The sequence below is a fragment of the Bifidobacterium cebidarum genome (genome assembly GCF_009193305.1).
Taxonomy (GTDB): domain Bacteria; phylum Actinomycetota; class Actinomycetes; order Actinomycetales; family Bifidobacteriaceae; genus Bifidobacterium; species Bifidobacterium cebidarum.
Window position 1 is genome coordinate 21,033 of the sequence record NZ_WBVS01000010.1, and the last position, 15,588, is coordinate 36,620.

The following is a 15,588-nucleotide window of genomic DNA, read 5'->3' on the forward strand; positions in this document are numbered from 1 at the left end:
CGGCCATTGTAGGAAAACTTTCCTAACCGTGCAAATCAGGTCAAATCCAAAAACCGCATTTTTATGCTGAAGGTACTTGCTTTCCAAACCCTCAACGCAGAGTGAAACTCAAGGTCGAGAGAGCGGGCCGAACACAGAAAGGAAACATCATGAACGTTCGTTTGCGCAATGGTGCCAAGAAGATCGTGGCCGCGGTGGCCGCAATCGCCTCCCTTGGTGCAATGGCGGCATGCGGTAGCAGCACGGCTTCTCAGTCGGACGACAATACCCTGACCTTCTCCTACTGGGACACCTTCCCGGTGCTTTCGGAGTTCAAGAAGGACAATCCGGACATCCAGCTCAAGGAAGTCAAGGTCCCTGGCGACTCCTACAACACCAAGATCAACCAGATGATCCTTGGCAACAACGCCCCTGATGTGATGCTGCTGCAGGAAGCCGATTACGTGCGCTACGCCAAGAACGGCGTGATTGACAAGCTGGATGACAAGCTGGCCGATATGGGCGTCAAGACCGATGACTTCCTGCCTGCCATCAAGGGCATCGCCGATGACGTAGACGGTTACTACGGCCTCTCCCAAGGTATGGCCACCGAGATCATGTACTACAACAAGGATATGTTCGATGCCGCTGGCGTGGCTTACCCGACTTCCGATTGGACGTGGGATGATTACGCGGCCGCAGCGCAAAAGCTCACGAAGACCGAAGGCGGCCAGACCACGCAGTGGGGTTCTGACGCGCCGAGCTTCAACGGCGTGTGGTATTCGCTGGCAGGCCAGGGCGGTGACGCTGTGGTCAAGGACGGAAAACTTTCCTTGGGCAAGGGTCTGAAGGCCGCTCTTGAGTACCAGAACAAGATGACCAATGAACTCAAGGTGCAGCCGGCTCCTTCCTCCGGATCCAAGGTCTCCGACCTGTTCGCCGCAGGACAGGCCGCCATGACCCTCGGCGGCAGCTGGCTAATCGCCAACACCTACAAGGATGTCGACTTCAACTGGGATATTGCCCCGATGCCGGCCGCTCCGAATGGCCAGGACTACGACTCCCTGCACACCTCCTTCTTCGCCATTTCCTCTTCTTCCAAGCACAAGACCGCTGCCTACAAGTTCCTCAAGTGGATGATGAGCGAGAAGGGCCAGGTCGCCCTCGAGAAGGCCAACGCCAACATTTCCCCGTTCAAGTCTGTTGGCGACAAGGGTGACTACCAGATCCAGGGCAAGCATGGCCCGAGCAACTGGGATGCCTTCACCGAAGCCGCCGAGCAGGGCAAGTTCGGCTACACCACGGTGGCCTCCACCCCGACCTTCGACCTGTACAACCAGATCAACGCCTACATCCTCGGCCAGACCTCTGAGAACGATGTGCTCAAGACCGCTGTGGACAAGGCCAATAAGGACATCGAATCCGCCCAGTGATTGGGGTGTGATTCGAGCCTGATCTGAATATCTGAACAAACCTATACGGGCGGTGCGTGAAACGCGCCTGAAGCCAGGGCGCACTGCCCGCGTTGCTCCTCGCTTCTTTCTTCTTCTTCCTCCTTCTCCTACCTGTGCCGCCAGCCGATCAAGGTCGGCGGGCGGCACAGGGTTTACTGACTGTTCTGATTACCATGCGGCTTCCGCCGGAAGTCCGCACTCCACACCACCAAGTTCCTTACACGCTGCGTCATCAATCCCCAGCGTCTATCGGAAAGGAAAATGCACCATGTCTACCGCTGCTGTGTCCGCATCGCGCAAGGATGCGAAGAAGCCCAAGCGGCGTTCGGATGCCGCTGCGGGTTGGGGCTTCCTGAGCCCTTGGATCATCGGTTTCCTGCTGTTCAGCGGCTTCCCGATTCTTTTTAGCTTCTACCTGAGCCTCACCAAATGGAATCTGCTGGGTAAGCCGCAATTTGTAGGGCTGCAGAACTACGTCGACCTGATGTCCGGTGATTCCGAGCTGGGCAAGACCTTGCTGGTCACGTTCGTGTTCACGATCATCAATGTGGGTGTTTCCATCCTGTTTTCCCTGATTCTTGCCATGCTGCTCAACAGCAAGGTTCGTTTCAAAGGGCTGTTCCAGTTCTTCTACTACGTGCCCACCATCATGCCGTCCGTGGTTATGGCCGGCTGCATGACGCTGATGTTCAATCCGCAGCTCGGCATCGTCAACTATGTGCTGAAGCTTATCGGCGTCACCAATCCGCCGAACTGGACCGGCAGCAATTCTTTGGTGTGGGTGGTTGTCGCCTATGCCTCCGTGTTCACCTTCGCCACCGGCCAGCAGATGCTCGTCTTCTCTGCAGCCCTGAAGGATGTGCCCACCGAACTGTATGAGGCCGCCTCCTTGGACGGTGCCAACGGATGGCAGAAGTTCTGCCACGTGACCATTCCAGGCATCGCTCCGATGATGCTGTTCAACGTGGTCAGCTGCACCGTGAACTCCTTCAACGGCGCATTCACCCTGCTCTACCCATTGACCGGCGGCGGCCCGGGCGACGCCACCAAGGTGCTTGGTCTGCTCATTTACGACAAGGCATTCAAGAGCTTCAACATGGGCCAGGCTTCCGCACTCGCCGTAGTGCTGTTCATCATCGTGGCCATCATCGGCGCCCTGCAATTCAAGCTCATGGACCGCAAGTGATTCCACGCTGGTAAAGACGAAAAGAGACAATCATGTTTAAAGCTCCTAAGTGGTTCACCGTACTGCAGTACGTGGTGATGATCATCGTCGCACTGTTCATGTTCTTCCCGATCTACTGGATCTTCTGCAACTCGCTGAAGACCCTGACCGGCATCTCCGCATTCCCGCCGCAGTTGTTCCCCAGCAATCCGCAATGGAGCAACTACGCTACGGTGCTGAGCAACCCATCCACGCTGCTGTATCTGCGTAACACATTGATTCTGTGCATCGGCAACACAATCGGTACCCTGCTCTCCAGCTCCATCGTGGCCTACCCGCTGGCCCGTATGCACTTCAAGGGCCGCAGCGTGATCTTCGCCATCATCATCGCCACGATGATGGTGCCGACCGCCACCCTGGTGATTCCGCAGTACCTGCTGTTCCGCGCCTTCGGCATGCTGGACTCCTTCTGGCCGCTGATTCTGCCGGCCTTCTTCGCCCAGCCGTACAACGTGTTCCTGTTCCGCCAGTTCTTCGTATCCATCCCGGAATCCATCGATGAGGCCGCCATGTTGGACGGCTGCAACCGTTGGCAGGCCTTCTGGAGGGTCATCGTGCCGCTCGGCAAGCCGATCTTTATCACGGTTGGCATCATGTCCGCCAGCTTCTGGTGGAACGAACTGTTCACTCCGCTGATCTTTATCGACTCCGATAATCTGAAGCCTTTGACCGTGGGTGCGCTGACTTCCTTCCAGCTCGCCGGCGGCGGCAACCAGACCAACTGGCCTCTGCAGATGGCTTTCTCCATGCTGATGATTATTCCTCCGGCAATCTTGTACATCTTCTGCTCGAAGTACATCACCGAAGGCATCAAGACCAGCGGTATGAAGGATTGATATTCCGCTAGATGCGGGAAGGAAGGAATGACTTATGACTGGCAAAGCATCGAAGTCTGCGCATATTGCGGGCACTCGCAAGCCGGCCGAACCTCAGGTATCCATCACCTCGAAATTCTGGGGGCGCTACCGCTCGATGACGGTGAACAATGCCCTGCCGTATCAGTGGCGCGCATTGAACGATGAGGTGCCTGTTGACGTGCCGGATGGCACAGCCTGGGGCGAGAATGGCAGCCAATTCAGCCATTCGATGCGTAACCTGCGCATTGCGGCAGGGCGAGAGCCGGGCTCATTCAGTGGGCAACCGTTCCAAGACACGGATGTGTCCAAATGGTTGGAAGCGGCCAGCTATGCCTTGGGCTTCGCCGGAGAGAATCCGGATATCAACATTGACGAACTCGAACAACAGGTCAATGAGGTAGTCGATTTGTTCGCTGATGCTCAAGACAAGGACGGCTATATCGACACCAAATTCGAGATCGATCTGCCGGCTGATCAACGATTCCGCGGACTGCGTTGGAGTCACGAACTCTATACGATGGGCCACCTCATTGAAGCGGCCGTGGCCAACTGGGAATCCACTGGCAGTACCAAGGCGTTGAACGTGGCGCGACGCGCGGCGTCATGCATCGATCAGCATTTCGGCGATGGCGAAGGCAAAGTGCATGGACCGGACGGCCATCCTGAAATCGAGCTCGCACTGGCCCGCCTGTATAAGGCGACCGGCGAACGTCGTTGGCTTGACCTGGCTGCATGGTTTATTCGCGTGCGCGGCATGGATCCGGAATTCTTCGACGAGCAGGATCATGCCGGCGGGCCACAGTTCTACAAAGACCTGCATATGCCGCTGAGCTACTTCATTATGCAGAAGCCGGTGCTGGACCTCGACAAAGCCGAGGGACACGCGGTTCGGCTGCTCTACATGGCCACGGCCATCGCGGAAGTCGGGCAGCTGCTCGATGATGCGCGTATGCTGGCCGCAGCCGAGCGGTTGTGGACGAACATCGTGCGTCATCGCATGTATGTGACCGGCAATGTCGGCTCCTGCCAGATCGGTGAATCGTTCAGCTATGACGACGATCTTCCCAATGATCTTGGCTATGGTGAAACTTGTGCTTCGGTGGCCATGCTGTTCTTCGGCAAAGCGCTGATGGAGACTCATCCGACTGGTGCCGTGGCCGATGTGATGGAGCTGGAATTATTCAACGGCATGCTTGCCGGTATTCAGCTTGATGGTACGCGGTACTTCTACGTGAATCCGTTGGAGGCTGATCCGGCCGCGTCCAACGGCAACCCCACCAAAGCGCACGTGCTGACTCGCCGCGCAGGTTGGTTCGACTGCGCCTGTTGCCCGGCGAACATCGTGCGACTGATTGCATCGCTGGATCGCTACCTGTATACCGTCAAGGGCAATACCATCTATGCACATCAGTACATTGCCAACAAAACTGATTTCGGCAATGGTTTGGTGATTGAACAGTCGCAGCCAGGCGAGGGATACCCGTGGAGCGGCGACATTGAATTCCAGATCTCCAATCCTGAAGGACTGCAGCGCAGCCTTGCCGTGCGCATCCCTGCATGGAGCGCCAAGTGGACGCTGGATATTGACGGACGCCGCACATATGTGCAACCGCGTGATGGGTTTATTGCTATTGATGTTTCCAAGCCGGAAACGCACATCAAGCTGGTGCTCGACATGTCGGTACGGTGTTTGCGCGCTTCGCTGAATGTCAAGGCGGATGCCGGCAAACTCGCTGTCGCTCGCGGGCCGATCGTCTACTGCATGGAAGAAGTGGACAATCCACATGATTTGTGGACATACAGCATGCCGGTGAATGCGCAGGTGAGCGAACACTACGATGCCAAATTGCTGGATGGTGTCGAGGTGTTGAAATTCGGCGGTGTGCGCGATGTACAGGAGAACACAGGCCTGTATATAGCCGTGGATAAGCCTGTTGAGCGCCGTGCCGCGGAACTCACGATGATCCCGTATTACGCCTGGTGCAACCGCACTGAAGGCCAAATGCAGGTCTGGGTGCGCGAAACCGTGCGCTGACGTGCCCGGAATGTTCCGGTTCGCCGAATAAAAAAAGGACACTCCTTCGCAGCAGGCTTGAATGAAGGCTCGCATGCTGCGAAGGCGTCCCGTCTCCTGATGGTAGTGAAGACGGGAAACAACAGCATATGTGTCGGCAAGGGAGCCGGCTTAGCGGCTTTGCTGACTTGCTCCCTTCAGTTGATGGCATATGCATTCATCAACCAGAAGGAGAATAATGAGGTTACGAAAATCTCTGGCGTCACTGCTTGCGGTGGCGACTCTCGGTGCAGGCGCGGTGACCATCTCGGCAACTGCCAATGCGGACGATATACGGTCTACTGACATCACCATCGATTTGAATCAATCCACCGGCCCCGTGGAATACGGTGCAACCGGTTTTCTCTATGGTCTTGCCGATGATGGTGTCCCGACTGACACCATGCTGCAGGGCCTTGGCCATCTGCATACGCAAGTGGGCCGTCCTACTGATGGCAAACAGCATCCGAATGGTGATTCCATTCAGACTTCCAATCAGTGGTTCCGCAACGGTGGCCAATATATTCAGGTTTATCTGAAGGACGCCTATGAGCTGCCATGGCCATACCGTAAGTATGATCCGAACATCACAGAAGATTTCCTTCCGAAGATCAAAAAGGAAATGGACACCGCCAAGGCAGCTGGTCTCGATACCAGCAAAGTTGTACTCATTCCGTTCAACGAGCCGAGCAACGGTGATGCCAATTACCGTCAGTCGGAAAAACCGGGTACCGATGGTTTCAACACCTTAGTGAACGATTGGGATTTGGTGTACCGGTACATTCAGGATTACAACACCGCCAATAGCACCAAGTTCAAGGTGGGTGGTCCGAATTACACCGCATACTATCCGGACGCCTATGATGCTTTCCTCAAACATGTTGCCGAGCAGCAGACGGTGCCGGATGTGGTAACTTGGCACGAATTGCAAAATAAGGGCGTGGAAGCGACTTCCTTCTTGCCTCATTATGAGCATTGGAGGAGCATTGAGACCAAGTATCTTGGTGCTGATTCGAACATTCCGGTCTCCATCAACGAATATGTCAGCGCTGATCTGAAACAGCAGACGCGTCCGGGCAATCTGGTGCAGTACATCAGCCAATTCGAAAACCACAAGGTCTCCGGTGCGCTGGCATACTGGTATCCGGCCGGCGATCTCGATTGGTTGGCCACGCATAACAATCAAGCCACCAGTGGTTGGTGGCTGTACAACTGGTATGGTCAGCTGTCTGGCAATACCGTCAAAATCGGTCTGCAAGACGAGAACCAGCGTACACAGGCCGTGGCATCCTACGATCAGAAGACGAATCAGACCAAGATTCTCTTTGGCGGTGCTGAAAATGGTGCTACTTCGGCTACCGACTCCCTGAAGATTGCCGGTGCAGCAGATAAGTATCCGAATGGTGCCCATGTGACTGTGTTCGGTGTGGACGCCACAGCTCCGGGAGACAAGACACTTAAGGTTCCTGAAGCATCCAAGGGCACGTATGTGCAGTGGCAGGGCAACGCTACTGCGCGGCAATTGGCGGATGGCCTGACGCTGGCGGGGCTCAACCCGGATTCTGCATACTTCGCGGTCATCACTCCTGGAGCTGTTGACGGCCAGACCGGCAACCAGTCCGATGGTGCGTATGAGGCTGAATACACTCATGTTGCTGATGCGAACAACAATGTTTCCGCAAATCTGACCACTGGTTATGGCGAAGGCGCGAACGGTGCCGGTTACGTGACTGGTTTCGACAAGGCAAGTGCTGAGGCGGGTGATGCCAACAAGTTCTTCGTCACATCCGAAAAGGATGGCTATGCCAACATCGCGGTACGCTACCAGGCGGATAAGGACAGCAAGCTTGCTTTGAAGGTAAACCGTGGCAATGCCATCACGCTGACCTTGCCCGCCACCAATGGCAAATGGGCTGAGACTACCGTGCGCACATACCTACCGTTGGGCATCAACGAGCTTGATTTCACCGCTCCCGACAATGCGGCCGATGCCGCTGGCGTGAAGCTTGATGATATTAAGCTCACTGATGACACCGATACTGCTGCACAGAAGAGCGAAGCCGAATCGGGCGAAGTCTCCAATGGCGTTGGAGTCTTTGATGATTCCACTGCTTCCGGCGGCAAGGCAATCAACAATGTTGGCGGTTCCAAGAACGGTACTGTGGCCTTCACGGTGACTGACGTGCCGGAAGATGGCGACTATACGCTGACGTTCTCCTACGCGCAGTGGGAATACACGGATAATACGCCGTTCCAGATCGTGAACCGTTGGGCTGATGTCACCGTCAATGGCGATGCCTCCTCCACGCAGCAGGTAGTGTTCGCCAACACCCGCAACTGGCATAACTATTGGACCACATCGATTCGCGCCAATCTGAAGAAGGGCAGCAACACGGTGACTGTGACCACTGCTTCGGCCAAGCAAGGTTGGGCGCCGAACTTCGACTACTTGCAGGTGGGTCGTACTGCCGTGCAGACGTCTGTGCCGCAGCAGTCCATGAATGCTGCTCCTCAAATCAAGGGCGCTGACGACGTGACCATCAACGAAGGTGATGCGTTTGACGCCAAGACCGGAGTGACCGCTTCTGACGCTGAGGATGGCGATCTGACCGATAAGATTCAGGTTGAAGGTGCCGTGGATGTCAAGAAGGCTGGCTCGTATGAGCTGACCTACACGGTTACTGATTCCGCAGGTGCCAAGGCCACGGTGAAACGCACGGTCACTGTGAAGACCAAGGACGCCAATCAGAACCAGGGTGGTCAGATTGGTCAGCCCGGTGCAGGCAAGGACGACAACGCCACTGCGGAAGGCAAGGGTTCCGGCAATGTGCTCGGCAATACGGGTGTTGCAGTAAGTGCGATTGCTATAGCGGCGATTGTGCTGGCCGCGGTCGGTACCCTGATTACCGCGCAGCGCAAGGGTGGTGCCCGTCATTCCAATCGCTGATCGCTAGAGATTGGTGAGTCGTTAGTCGAGTTGACTGCTCCTAGAACAGTGGCTCTGCATGGTTGCAACAATCATGCAGAGCCACTGTTGTTATGCCATTAATTGCTAGCTGAGCTAATCCGAACTGGATCGCTTACTGTCATGAGTTATTGTCGGCAAAACCTCTGCGCTCTATGCGACGTTCGTCAGTGCGAGCTCGTCGCTGGACTTTCTTAATGTCTTCGGCTGCGGGCAATTCTTCGGGGATGATACTGCTTTCGATCAGCATGCCTCGTACACGGGAATTATTGCCAATGTGCTCCTCGGTGATAGGTGATTCGCCGTGCAGATCTTTAGTCTCAACGCCAAGATTGGTCATTTCGGTAGCGAGCTGCTTAGCGGCTACATTGACCGGGTGTAGTACGTCAGCGAGCGGCTTGTTGGGCTTTTGACCCAGCTTTTCTTTCATGGCTCTAGTGGTGGTGCCGAATAAAGCCGTGTCACCTTTTGACCGGATGCGGGCAAAGCCGGCGTCATCGACTCCTCGCTCATAGAGATTCTGCGAGAGCTTTTTCTCTGCTGTGGCAAGAGCTTCTCGGCCGGCGAGCCGGCTGATTTCACCCATACGTTGCTCGATGATTTCCGTCTTACGGGTCTGAACTGCGAAGTAGCTCTGTAGAAGAGCGACTTCTTCCTTCTTTGGGTCACCATTTTGTGCGATGAGATAGCAGGCGTATCGAGTGAGCTTGACATCGGCGATGGAACGGATGGCTCCTTTTGCGAGGGGAACTTCACGACTGGTATCGCGGAAATGAGCTTCGACAGGCACGTCGGAGTTTCGACAGGCCAATCGTGCTTTGTCAACAACTTTGATGAAGTTCTTCCATTGTTGGTATCCGAGGTATGGCATGATGTCGCGTGCGTACCAGTACTCAGTGTCTCCGGCTTTTTGTGAGTGAGAGTCGAGTTCGGAGGCATATCGTTCGATAGTCGTGCGGTCCATGATATAAGTCCTTCCCGATGATCATTTTTCCGGCTTCGGAAAAATGATCAAAGCCAATGATTGTAAGAGGTTTGAGGCACAAGCATGCTTTGCTGTTCTGGTCTACCTTCGTCCGCCTTTTCGACCAGATACCTCATGGAGCACGAATATCAACGATTGTTGCTGATTAGCTAACTATCTCTTTTTGGACGACGCTCCACAGTGGAATCTATGTGGTAGTTGTTCAGGATAGCAAACCGTACCGAGTGAAGTCGAAAGCTGATATGCCATGGCATTAAATTGTTAATAGTGTGAGGTATTATTAGCGACGGTTGCGCGGGTGATGCTGCACGGAGGACAATGTCGGTTGTGCTTGTGCGCCAAGTTGCGATCTGCGAAGTCATGTATCGCAGATTAGGAATGGCAAAGGAGGCGTGCCGTGGGGTACGAGGAAGAAGCGGTGGACGAGCTGTGGCGCGATGTGTGGTGCCATCGGTCACAAGTGCAGCGTGATCTCAACCATGGCGCAGGCGAATCGTTTGTGATTCGCATGCTGGCCCATCAGGGCACGATGTCTCCCTCGCAGCTTGCCGATGCCATGCACGTAACCACCGGGCGTATTTCCGCAGTGCTCTCCGCGCTGGAGAAAAAAGGCCAGATTGTGCGGTCCGCAGACCCTGAAGACCGCCGTGCGGTACGCGTGGAGCTTACCGATGCCGGTCGGGAACGCGGTCGCAAGGATATGCAGGAGATACGGGATGCCGTGTGCTGGATTTTCTCGCAAATGGGGGAGCGGCGCACGCGCGAATTCGTGGAGTTGGTCCGCGAGTTCTCCACCTATATGTCGATTTGCAAGCCTGGAAAGCCGCGGCCTACGGCTGAGGAGGTTCGCAAGGCTTTTGAGCAATCCTGACGGGTCGTTTTTCAGCTCATCGCATGTTCGCTCTCAGGAAACGCACAGCATTGCGCCTAATATCTTACAGTGTAAGTAATAAACACTAGAAATAATTAAGTACTTTTGATTGCTTAGTCCGATACGCAATCTCAACAATCACATACAAGGGGAAACCATGCTTCGCATCATGAAATATCTCTCCAAAGCGGAGATAGGGCAGATGCTGCTCGCACTGGTGACCATCGTGGGCCAGGTCTTCTTCGACCTGAAACTGCCGGACTACATGTCCGACATCACCACGCTGGTCGAAACGCCGGGCAGCGCCATGCAGGACATCTGGATCGCCGGCGGCAAGATGCTGCTCATATCCCTCGGTTCCGTGGCCTGCGCGGTTATCACCGGCTATCTCGCCGCACGTGTCGGTTCCTCGTTCACCCAGCGCTTGCGCTCTCTGGAATTCCGCCAAGTCGAATCGTTCGGCCCGGCGGAAATGAACCGATTCTCCACCGCCAGCCTCATCACCCGCTCCACCAACGACATCACGCAGATCCAGATGTTCATCACCACCGGTCTGCAGCTCATTGTCAAGTCGCCGATTATGGCGGTCTGGGCCGTGGCCAAAATCGCCGGCGAAGGCTTCGAATGGACGCTGGCCACCGGCGTCGCCGTCGTGATTCTGCTGGCTGCCATCGCCGTGATGATGACCATGGTCATGCCCAAGTTCAAGGCCATGCAGCAGCTCACCGACAACATCAACCTGGTTGCCCGAGAGAACCTCACCGGCCTTAAAGTCGTGCGCGCCTACAATGCCGAGGACTATCAGGAGTCCAAGTTCACCAAGGCGAACAAGGAACTCACCGAAACCCAGCTGTTCACCAACCGGACCATGGCGTTCATGATGCCGCTGATGAACACCATCATGAACGGCCTGATGCTCGCCGTCTACTGGATAGGCGCGTACCTCATCGATGCCGCCGAACTCACCGACAAACTCACCCTGTTCTCCAATATGGTGGTCTTCTCCAACTACTCCGTGCAGGTTATCATGAGCTTCCTGCTCATGAGCATGGTGTTCGTGCTCTGGCCGCGCGCCGACGTCTCCGCCCAGCGCGTGCTTGAAGTGCTCGACACCGAGCCGATGGTGGAGAATGGCACCAAAACCGCCGCCGACATCGCCAAAACTGGCGAACGCGGCACGGTGGAATTCAAGAGCGTGAGCTTCACCTACCCGGATTCGCGCGAAGCCATGCTGGAGAACATCAGCTTCAGCGCCAAGGCCGGGCAGACGGTGGCCTTCATCGGCTCCACCGGTTCCGGCAAATCCTCGCTGATCAATCTGGTGCCGCGTTTCTATGACGCCACCCAAGGCCAGGTGCTGGTCGACGGCGTGGATGTGCGCGACTATGACCTCACCACGCTGCGCGACAAAATCGGTTACGTGCCGCAGCAGTCGGTGTTGTTCAAAGGTACCGTGGCCTCCAATGTGAGCTACGGCGATAAGCCGGGCGATTCGACTGTCGTGGAGCTTGCTGATACCTCGACTGCGGCCGGTCGCAAACATGAAGCCGATCTGCTTGCTGCGGATAAAGCCGCAGCGAGTGCCAGCATATCCGCAGCGCGGATGAGTCGCGTCAAGGCAGCAGCCGACGTGGCACAGGCCAGCGAATTCGTCAACCGGATGGATGGCGGATTCGAAGCAGCCATCGCACAGGGCGGTTCCAATGTGTCCGGTGGCCAAAAGCAGCGTCTATCCATCGCGCGCGCGGTCTATCGTCATCCGGAAATCCTGATTTTCGATGATTCATTCTCCGCGTTGGACTTCAGAACCGACCGCGAAGTGCGCGAGGCGCTTGCACGCGAGGCCAAGGATTCTACCAAGCTCATCGTGGCGCAGCGCATTGGCACCATCATGAACGCCGATCTGATCGTGGTGCTGGACGACGGCAAGATCGTCGGCCAAGGCACCCACAAAGAACTGATGGAAAGCTGCGAGGTTTACCAGCAGATCGCCGAATCCCAGCTCAGCAAAGCCGAGCTGATGGCCTGACCAAAAGCGTTGACGAAAGGACTTACCAATGCCAAGAGGACCTATGGGGCACGGGCCGGGCGCAGGGCGCACGATCGAAAAGCCTAACGATTTCGGCAAGGTCATGGGCAAACTCGTTGCCTACTGCCGTAACTATATTCCCGTCATCATCATCGCGCTCATCCTGGGCGCAGCCGGCACCATCTTCCAGATCATCGGCCCAGACAAGCTCAAGGACATGACCAACGCCATCGTGGCTGGTCTGCCGGCTGTCGTGCATGGTCTCCCAGTCATCAATGCCATCGACCTGGGCGAAGTCGGGCGCATCGCCTGGCTGCTGGTCGCGCTGTACGTGGGTTACGCCGTGCTCAGCTACGTCCAAAGCTGGATGATGGCCAATGTCACCCAGCGCACAGCCCAGCGCCTGCGCGAATCCATCTCCATCAAAATCAACAAACTGCCGCTTAAGTACTTCGACAAAGTCAGCTACGGCGACGTGCTCTCCCGCATCACCAACGATGTGGACGCCATCGGCCAGACGCTGGGGCAGAGCCTCGGCTCGCTGATCACCTCGGTGACGCTGTTCGTGGGCGCGCTGGTCATGATGTTCTACAACAACGTGATCATGACCCTGTGCGCCATCGGAGCCAGCCTGCTCGGCATGGTGCTGATGATGGCGATTATGAAAGTCTCCCAGAAGTACTTCGCGCAGCAGCAGGCCGCGCTGGGCGATGTGAATGGCCACGTGGAGGAGATGTACGCCGGGCACGTGATTGTGAAGGCATACAACGGCGAGACTGATTCGATTCGCCGTTTCGAACAGTACAACAATGATCTGTACGAATCCGGCTGGAAGTCGCAGTTCCTCTCCGGCCTGATGATGCCGTTGATGAACTTCGTGGGCAACTTCGGCTACGTGGTGGTGTGCGTGGTGGGCGCGGCGCTCGCCATGGACGGGCAGATCGAATTCGGCGTGATCGTGGCGTTCATGATGTACATCCGCTTGTTCACCCAGCCGCTCTCGCAGTTCGCTCAGGCATTCCAGAACCTGCAGCGTTGCGCGGCGGCGGCCGAGCGCGTGTTCGGCTTCCTCGAGGAGCCGGAAATGGCAGATGAGTCCGCCAAGCCGGCGCTGCTGGGCTCGGATGGGCATAAGGTTCGCGGCGATGTGGAATTCAGCCATGTGCAATTCGGTTACGAGCCGGACAAGCCGATCATCCATGATTTCTCCGCCTCCGTGGAGGCCGGACAGAAGGTGGCCATCGTGGGCCCGACCGGTGCCGGCAAGACCACGATGGTGAACCTGCTGATGCGCTTCTATGAGATCTCCGGCGGCTCGATTTCCATTGACGGCGTGGATACGGCAAGCGTGCCGCGCTGGAATGTGCATGACCAGTTCTCGATGGTGTTGCAGGACACTTGGGTGTTCCGTGGAACAGTGCGTGAAAACATCGCCTATGCGAAGCCTGGCGTGACCGATAAGCAGATTGTCGCGGCTTGCAAGGCTGTGGGATTGGATCATTTCATCCGCTCCCTGCCGCAGGGGTATGACACGGTTCTGGATGACAAATCCTCACTGTCGGCGGGGCAGAAGCAGCTGCTCACAATCGCCCGCGCCATGGTGCAGGACGCCCCGATCTTGATTCTCGACGAGGCTACTTCTTCCGTGGACACCCGCACCGAAGAGCTGATTCAGAAGGCGATGGACGCCCTGACCGTAGGCCGTACGTCGTTCGTGATCGCGCACCGACTCTCCACCATTCGCGACGCCGACATGATTCTCGTCATGGACCACGGCGACGTGATCGAGCGCGGCACGCATGACGAGCTGCTCGCAGCGGGCGGGTTCTATGCCGGTTTGTATAACAGTCAGTTCTCGCTCGCCGGGTGAGAGGTGTTTAGGGGACGGATCTGCTGATTGAGTTGGTTTGCGGTTGCGTCCCACTGGCTTACGGGACATAACTGCAAATCACGAGTTTTTGCATTTGCATCCCTCGAAAATACGCCATTTTTAATGGTTTCACAGGGTGTGCGCCAGTGGGCGAGTGGGATGCAATCGCGTTATTGCCGAATTTGCGATTGCGTCCCGCATTTATGCCGTGAAAAACCGTCCTGGGAAGTTGGGGGACTGGGCTGCGGTGCGGTCGGTGTTGAGGATTGCGCAATCGAAATCAAAATGTCGGTGCAGCTGATTGGCGGACGTGGTGAAGAGCGCGGTGGCAAGGCCATCAGTCTGAGCGGCAAGGTAGCTGACTCCGTTCGTGTTTGGCGTCGTAACCCATGTCGCCGCAACATCATCAACGGGCAAGCCGTCAATGGCATTGAGCAGATGGTGCAATTGATGGCCGGCCACCTCACCCCAATGACGGCGGCTTGGCGCACTCGCGCAGAATGCGCCGTTGCTCACGGTCGCGGTGCCCACTGCACGGTTCGTGTCCTCCGGGTCCTCAAGCGCGATGGTGACGGGCTCAGTCGTGTGAATCAGCAAATCACCGCCCGCGTCAATCACGAACGCATCGGTATGTGGTGCCAGCATCCTTGCAATCAAATCAACCAAATACCCTTTGCCGCATGCGCCAAAATCCAAGGAAACGGGGAGGTGCGTAATCAATGTGGCGCCTTGCCGCTCCACATCATTGCGCCATGTTGGCCGGCCGTGAATCGCACCGAGATGGCCTGGGTCTTGCGCATCGTCTGCATGCCCAAACGCATCCGGCGCAACACTGAATGAATATGTAGCGTCATAACCCAGTCGGATCAGGTCCTCGCCGACGCATGGGTCAATGGCTCCTGCTGTGGCTTCAAATAATTGGTCATACAAATCGAATAGACCAACGCACCAAACAGGGAAATCGAATGTGCCACCATGTTGGGCGCTGCGCATCTGAGAGACCAGTGAATTCGCGCGGAAGCGGGAGAGCGTGGATTCGTAGACGTCGATAAAAGCGTCGATGGCATCGTATAGTGCGATGATTTGAGTGTGGGGGGAAGATGCGGAAACATCGCTGTCGCCGGACAGCAGCGGAGGCACCGTGATGGGGGTTTCCGCTGGAGCTGTGGATTGCACTATCAACCCCGTACCGAGGGCGTGCGGGAATGCCATCGTGTACGGGAGCTGTTCGGCGAGAGAGGTCATGCGATTATCTTATTCCAGTGCTGTTTATTGCATTCGGCGCGCTCGGCGTACGTTT

At 56.3% G+C, this 15,588-nt stretch carries 10 protein-coding genes; 8 read left to right on the plus strand and 2 right to left on the minus strand.

Annotated features, from left to right (window positions below):
- Nucleotides 1–149: 149 nt before the first annotated feature.
- The 5 genes from F7D08_RS08560 to F7D08_RS08580 all read left to right on the plus strand — a co-directional run bounded on the left by F7D08_RS08560 (nucleotide 150) and on the right by F7D08_RS08580 (nucleotide 8,515).
- Entirely contained in the window at nucleotides 150–1,412 is a 1,263-nt protein-coding gene (locus F7D08_RS08560) for an ABC transporter substrate-binding protein (protein WP_152210225.1), read from the plus strand.
- Between the two features lie 289 nt (nucleotides 1,413–1,701).
- Nucleotides 1,702–2,619 (plus strand): carbohydrate ABC transporter permease, encoded by a 918-nt coding sequence (locus F7D08_RS08565; protein WP_226803452.1) that lies wholly within the window; start codon nucleotides 1,702–1,704, stop codon nucleotides 2,617–2,619.
- A 32-nt stretch (nucleotides 2,620–2,651) separates the two neighbouring features.
- The gene (locus F7D08_RS08570; protein ID WP_152210226.1) at nucleotides 2,652–3,494 is read left to right on the plus strand and encodes a carbohydrate ABC transporter permease; all 843 of its coding nucleotides are present in this window, start codon (nucleotides 2,652–2,654) and stop codon (nucleotides 3,492–3,494) included.
- 34 nt (nucleotides 3,495–3,528) lie between these two features.
- Complete coding sequence (locus F7D08_RS08575; protein WP_152210227.1) at nucleotides 3,529–5,550, plus strand: glycoside hydrolase family 127 protein; 2,022 nt, start codon at nucleotides 3,529–3,531, stop codon at nucleotides 5,548–5,550.
- A gap of 217 nt (nucleotides 5,551–5,767) precedes the next feature.
- A complete protein-coding gene (locus F7D08_RS08580) occupies nucleotides 5,768–8,515 on the plus strand; it encodes an immunoglobulin-like domain-containing protein (protein WP_193316265.1) in 2,748 nt (915 codons plus the stop codon).
- A gap of 139 nt (nucleotides 8,516–8,654) precedes the next feature.
- On the opposite strand, the gene dinD is transcribed toward F7D08_RS08580, so the two are convergent.
- Nucleotides 8,655–9,497: a DNA damage-inducible protein D gene (gene dinD / locus F7D08_RS08585; protein ID WP_152210229.1), complete on the minus strand. Its 843-nt coding sequence runs from the start codon at nucleotides 9,495–9,497 to the stop codon at nucleotides 8,655–8,657.
- 418 nt (nucleotides 9,498–9,915) lie between these two features.
- On the opposite strand from dinD, the gene F7D08_RS08590 reads away from it, so the two are divergent.
- The 3 genes from F7D08_RS08590 to F7D08_RS08600 all read left to right on the plus strand — a co-directional run bounded on the left by F7D08_RS08590 (nucleotide 9,916) and on the right by F7D08_RS08600 (nucleotide 14,288).
- Nucleotides 9,916–10,389, plus strand: coding sequence for a MarR family winged helix-turn-helix transcriptional regulator (locus F7D08_RS08590; RefSeq protein WP_152210230.1), 474 nt, complete (start codon nucleotides 9,916–9,918; stop codon nucleotides 10,387–10,389).
- Nucleotides 10,390–10,546: 157 nt separating this feature from the next.
- The gene (locus F7D08_RS08595) at nucleotides 10,547–12,418 is read left to right on the plus strand and encodes an ABC transporter ATP-binding protein (RefSeq protein ID WP_152210231.1); all 1,872 of its coding nucleotides are present in this window, start codon (nucleotides 10,547–10,549) and stop codon (nucleotides 12,416–12,418) included.
- A 28-nt stretch (nucleotides 12,419–12,446) separates the two neighbouring features.
- Complete coding sequence (locus F7D08_RS08600) at nucleotides 12,447–14,288, plus strand: ABC transporter ATP-binding protein (protein ID WP_152210232.1); 1,842 nt, start codon at nucleotides 12,447–12,449, stop codon at nucleotides 14,286–14,288.
- Between the two features lie 201 nt (nucleotides 14,289–14,489).
- On the opposite strand, the gene F7D08_RS08605 is transcribed toward F7D08_RS08600, so the two are convergent.
- A complete protein-coding gene (locus tag F7D08_RS08605; RefSeq protein ID WP_152210233.1) occupies nucleotides 14,490–15,533 on the minus strand; it encodes an FAD:protein FMN transferase in 1,044 nt (347 codons plus the stop codon).
- Nucleotides 15,534–15,588 lie beyond the last annotated feature (55 nt).

Bases quoted from the DNA above. Each gene is read 5' to 3' on its own strand.
- F7D08_RS08570 (WP_152210226.1), top strand. From the start codon at position 2,652: ATGTTTAAAGCTCCTAAGTGGTTCACCGTACTGCAGTACGTGGTGATG.
- F7D08_RS08595 (WP_152210231.1), top strand. From the start codon at position 10,547: ATGCTTCGCATCATGAAATATCTCTCCAAAGCGGAGATAGGGCAGATG.
- dinD (WP_152210229.1), bottom strand. From the start codon at position 9,497: ATGGACCGCACGACTATCGAACGATATGCCTCCGAACTCGACTCTCAC.
- F7D08_RS08560 (WP_152210225.1), top strand. From the start codon at position 150: ATGAACGTTCGTTTGCGCAATGGTGCCAAGAAGATCGTGGCCGCGGTG.
- F7D08_RS08605 (WP_152210233.1), bottom strand. From the start codon at position 15,533: ATGACCTCTCTCGCCGAACAGCTCCCGTACACGATGGCATTCCCGCAC.
- F7D08_RS08565 (WP_226803452.1), top strand. From the start codon at position 1,702: ATGTCTACCGCTGCTGTGTCCGCATCGCGCAAGGATGCGAAGAAGCCC.
- F7D08_RS08600 (WP_152210232.1), top strand. From the start codon at position 12,447: ATGCCAAGAGGACCTATGGGGCACGGGCCGGGCGCAGGGCGCACGATC.
- F7D08_RS08580 (WP_193316265.1), top strand. From the start codon at position 5,768: ATGAGGTTACGAAAATCTCTGGCGTCACTGCTTGCGGTGGCGACTCTC.
- F7D08_RS08575 (WP_152210227.1), top strand. From the start codon at position 3,529: ATGACTGGCAAAGCATCGAAGTCTGCGCATATTGCGGGCACTCGCAAG.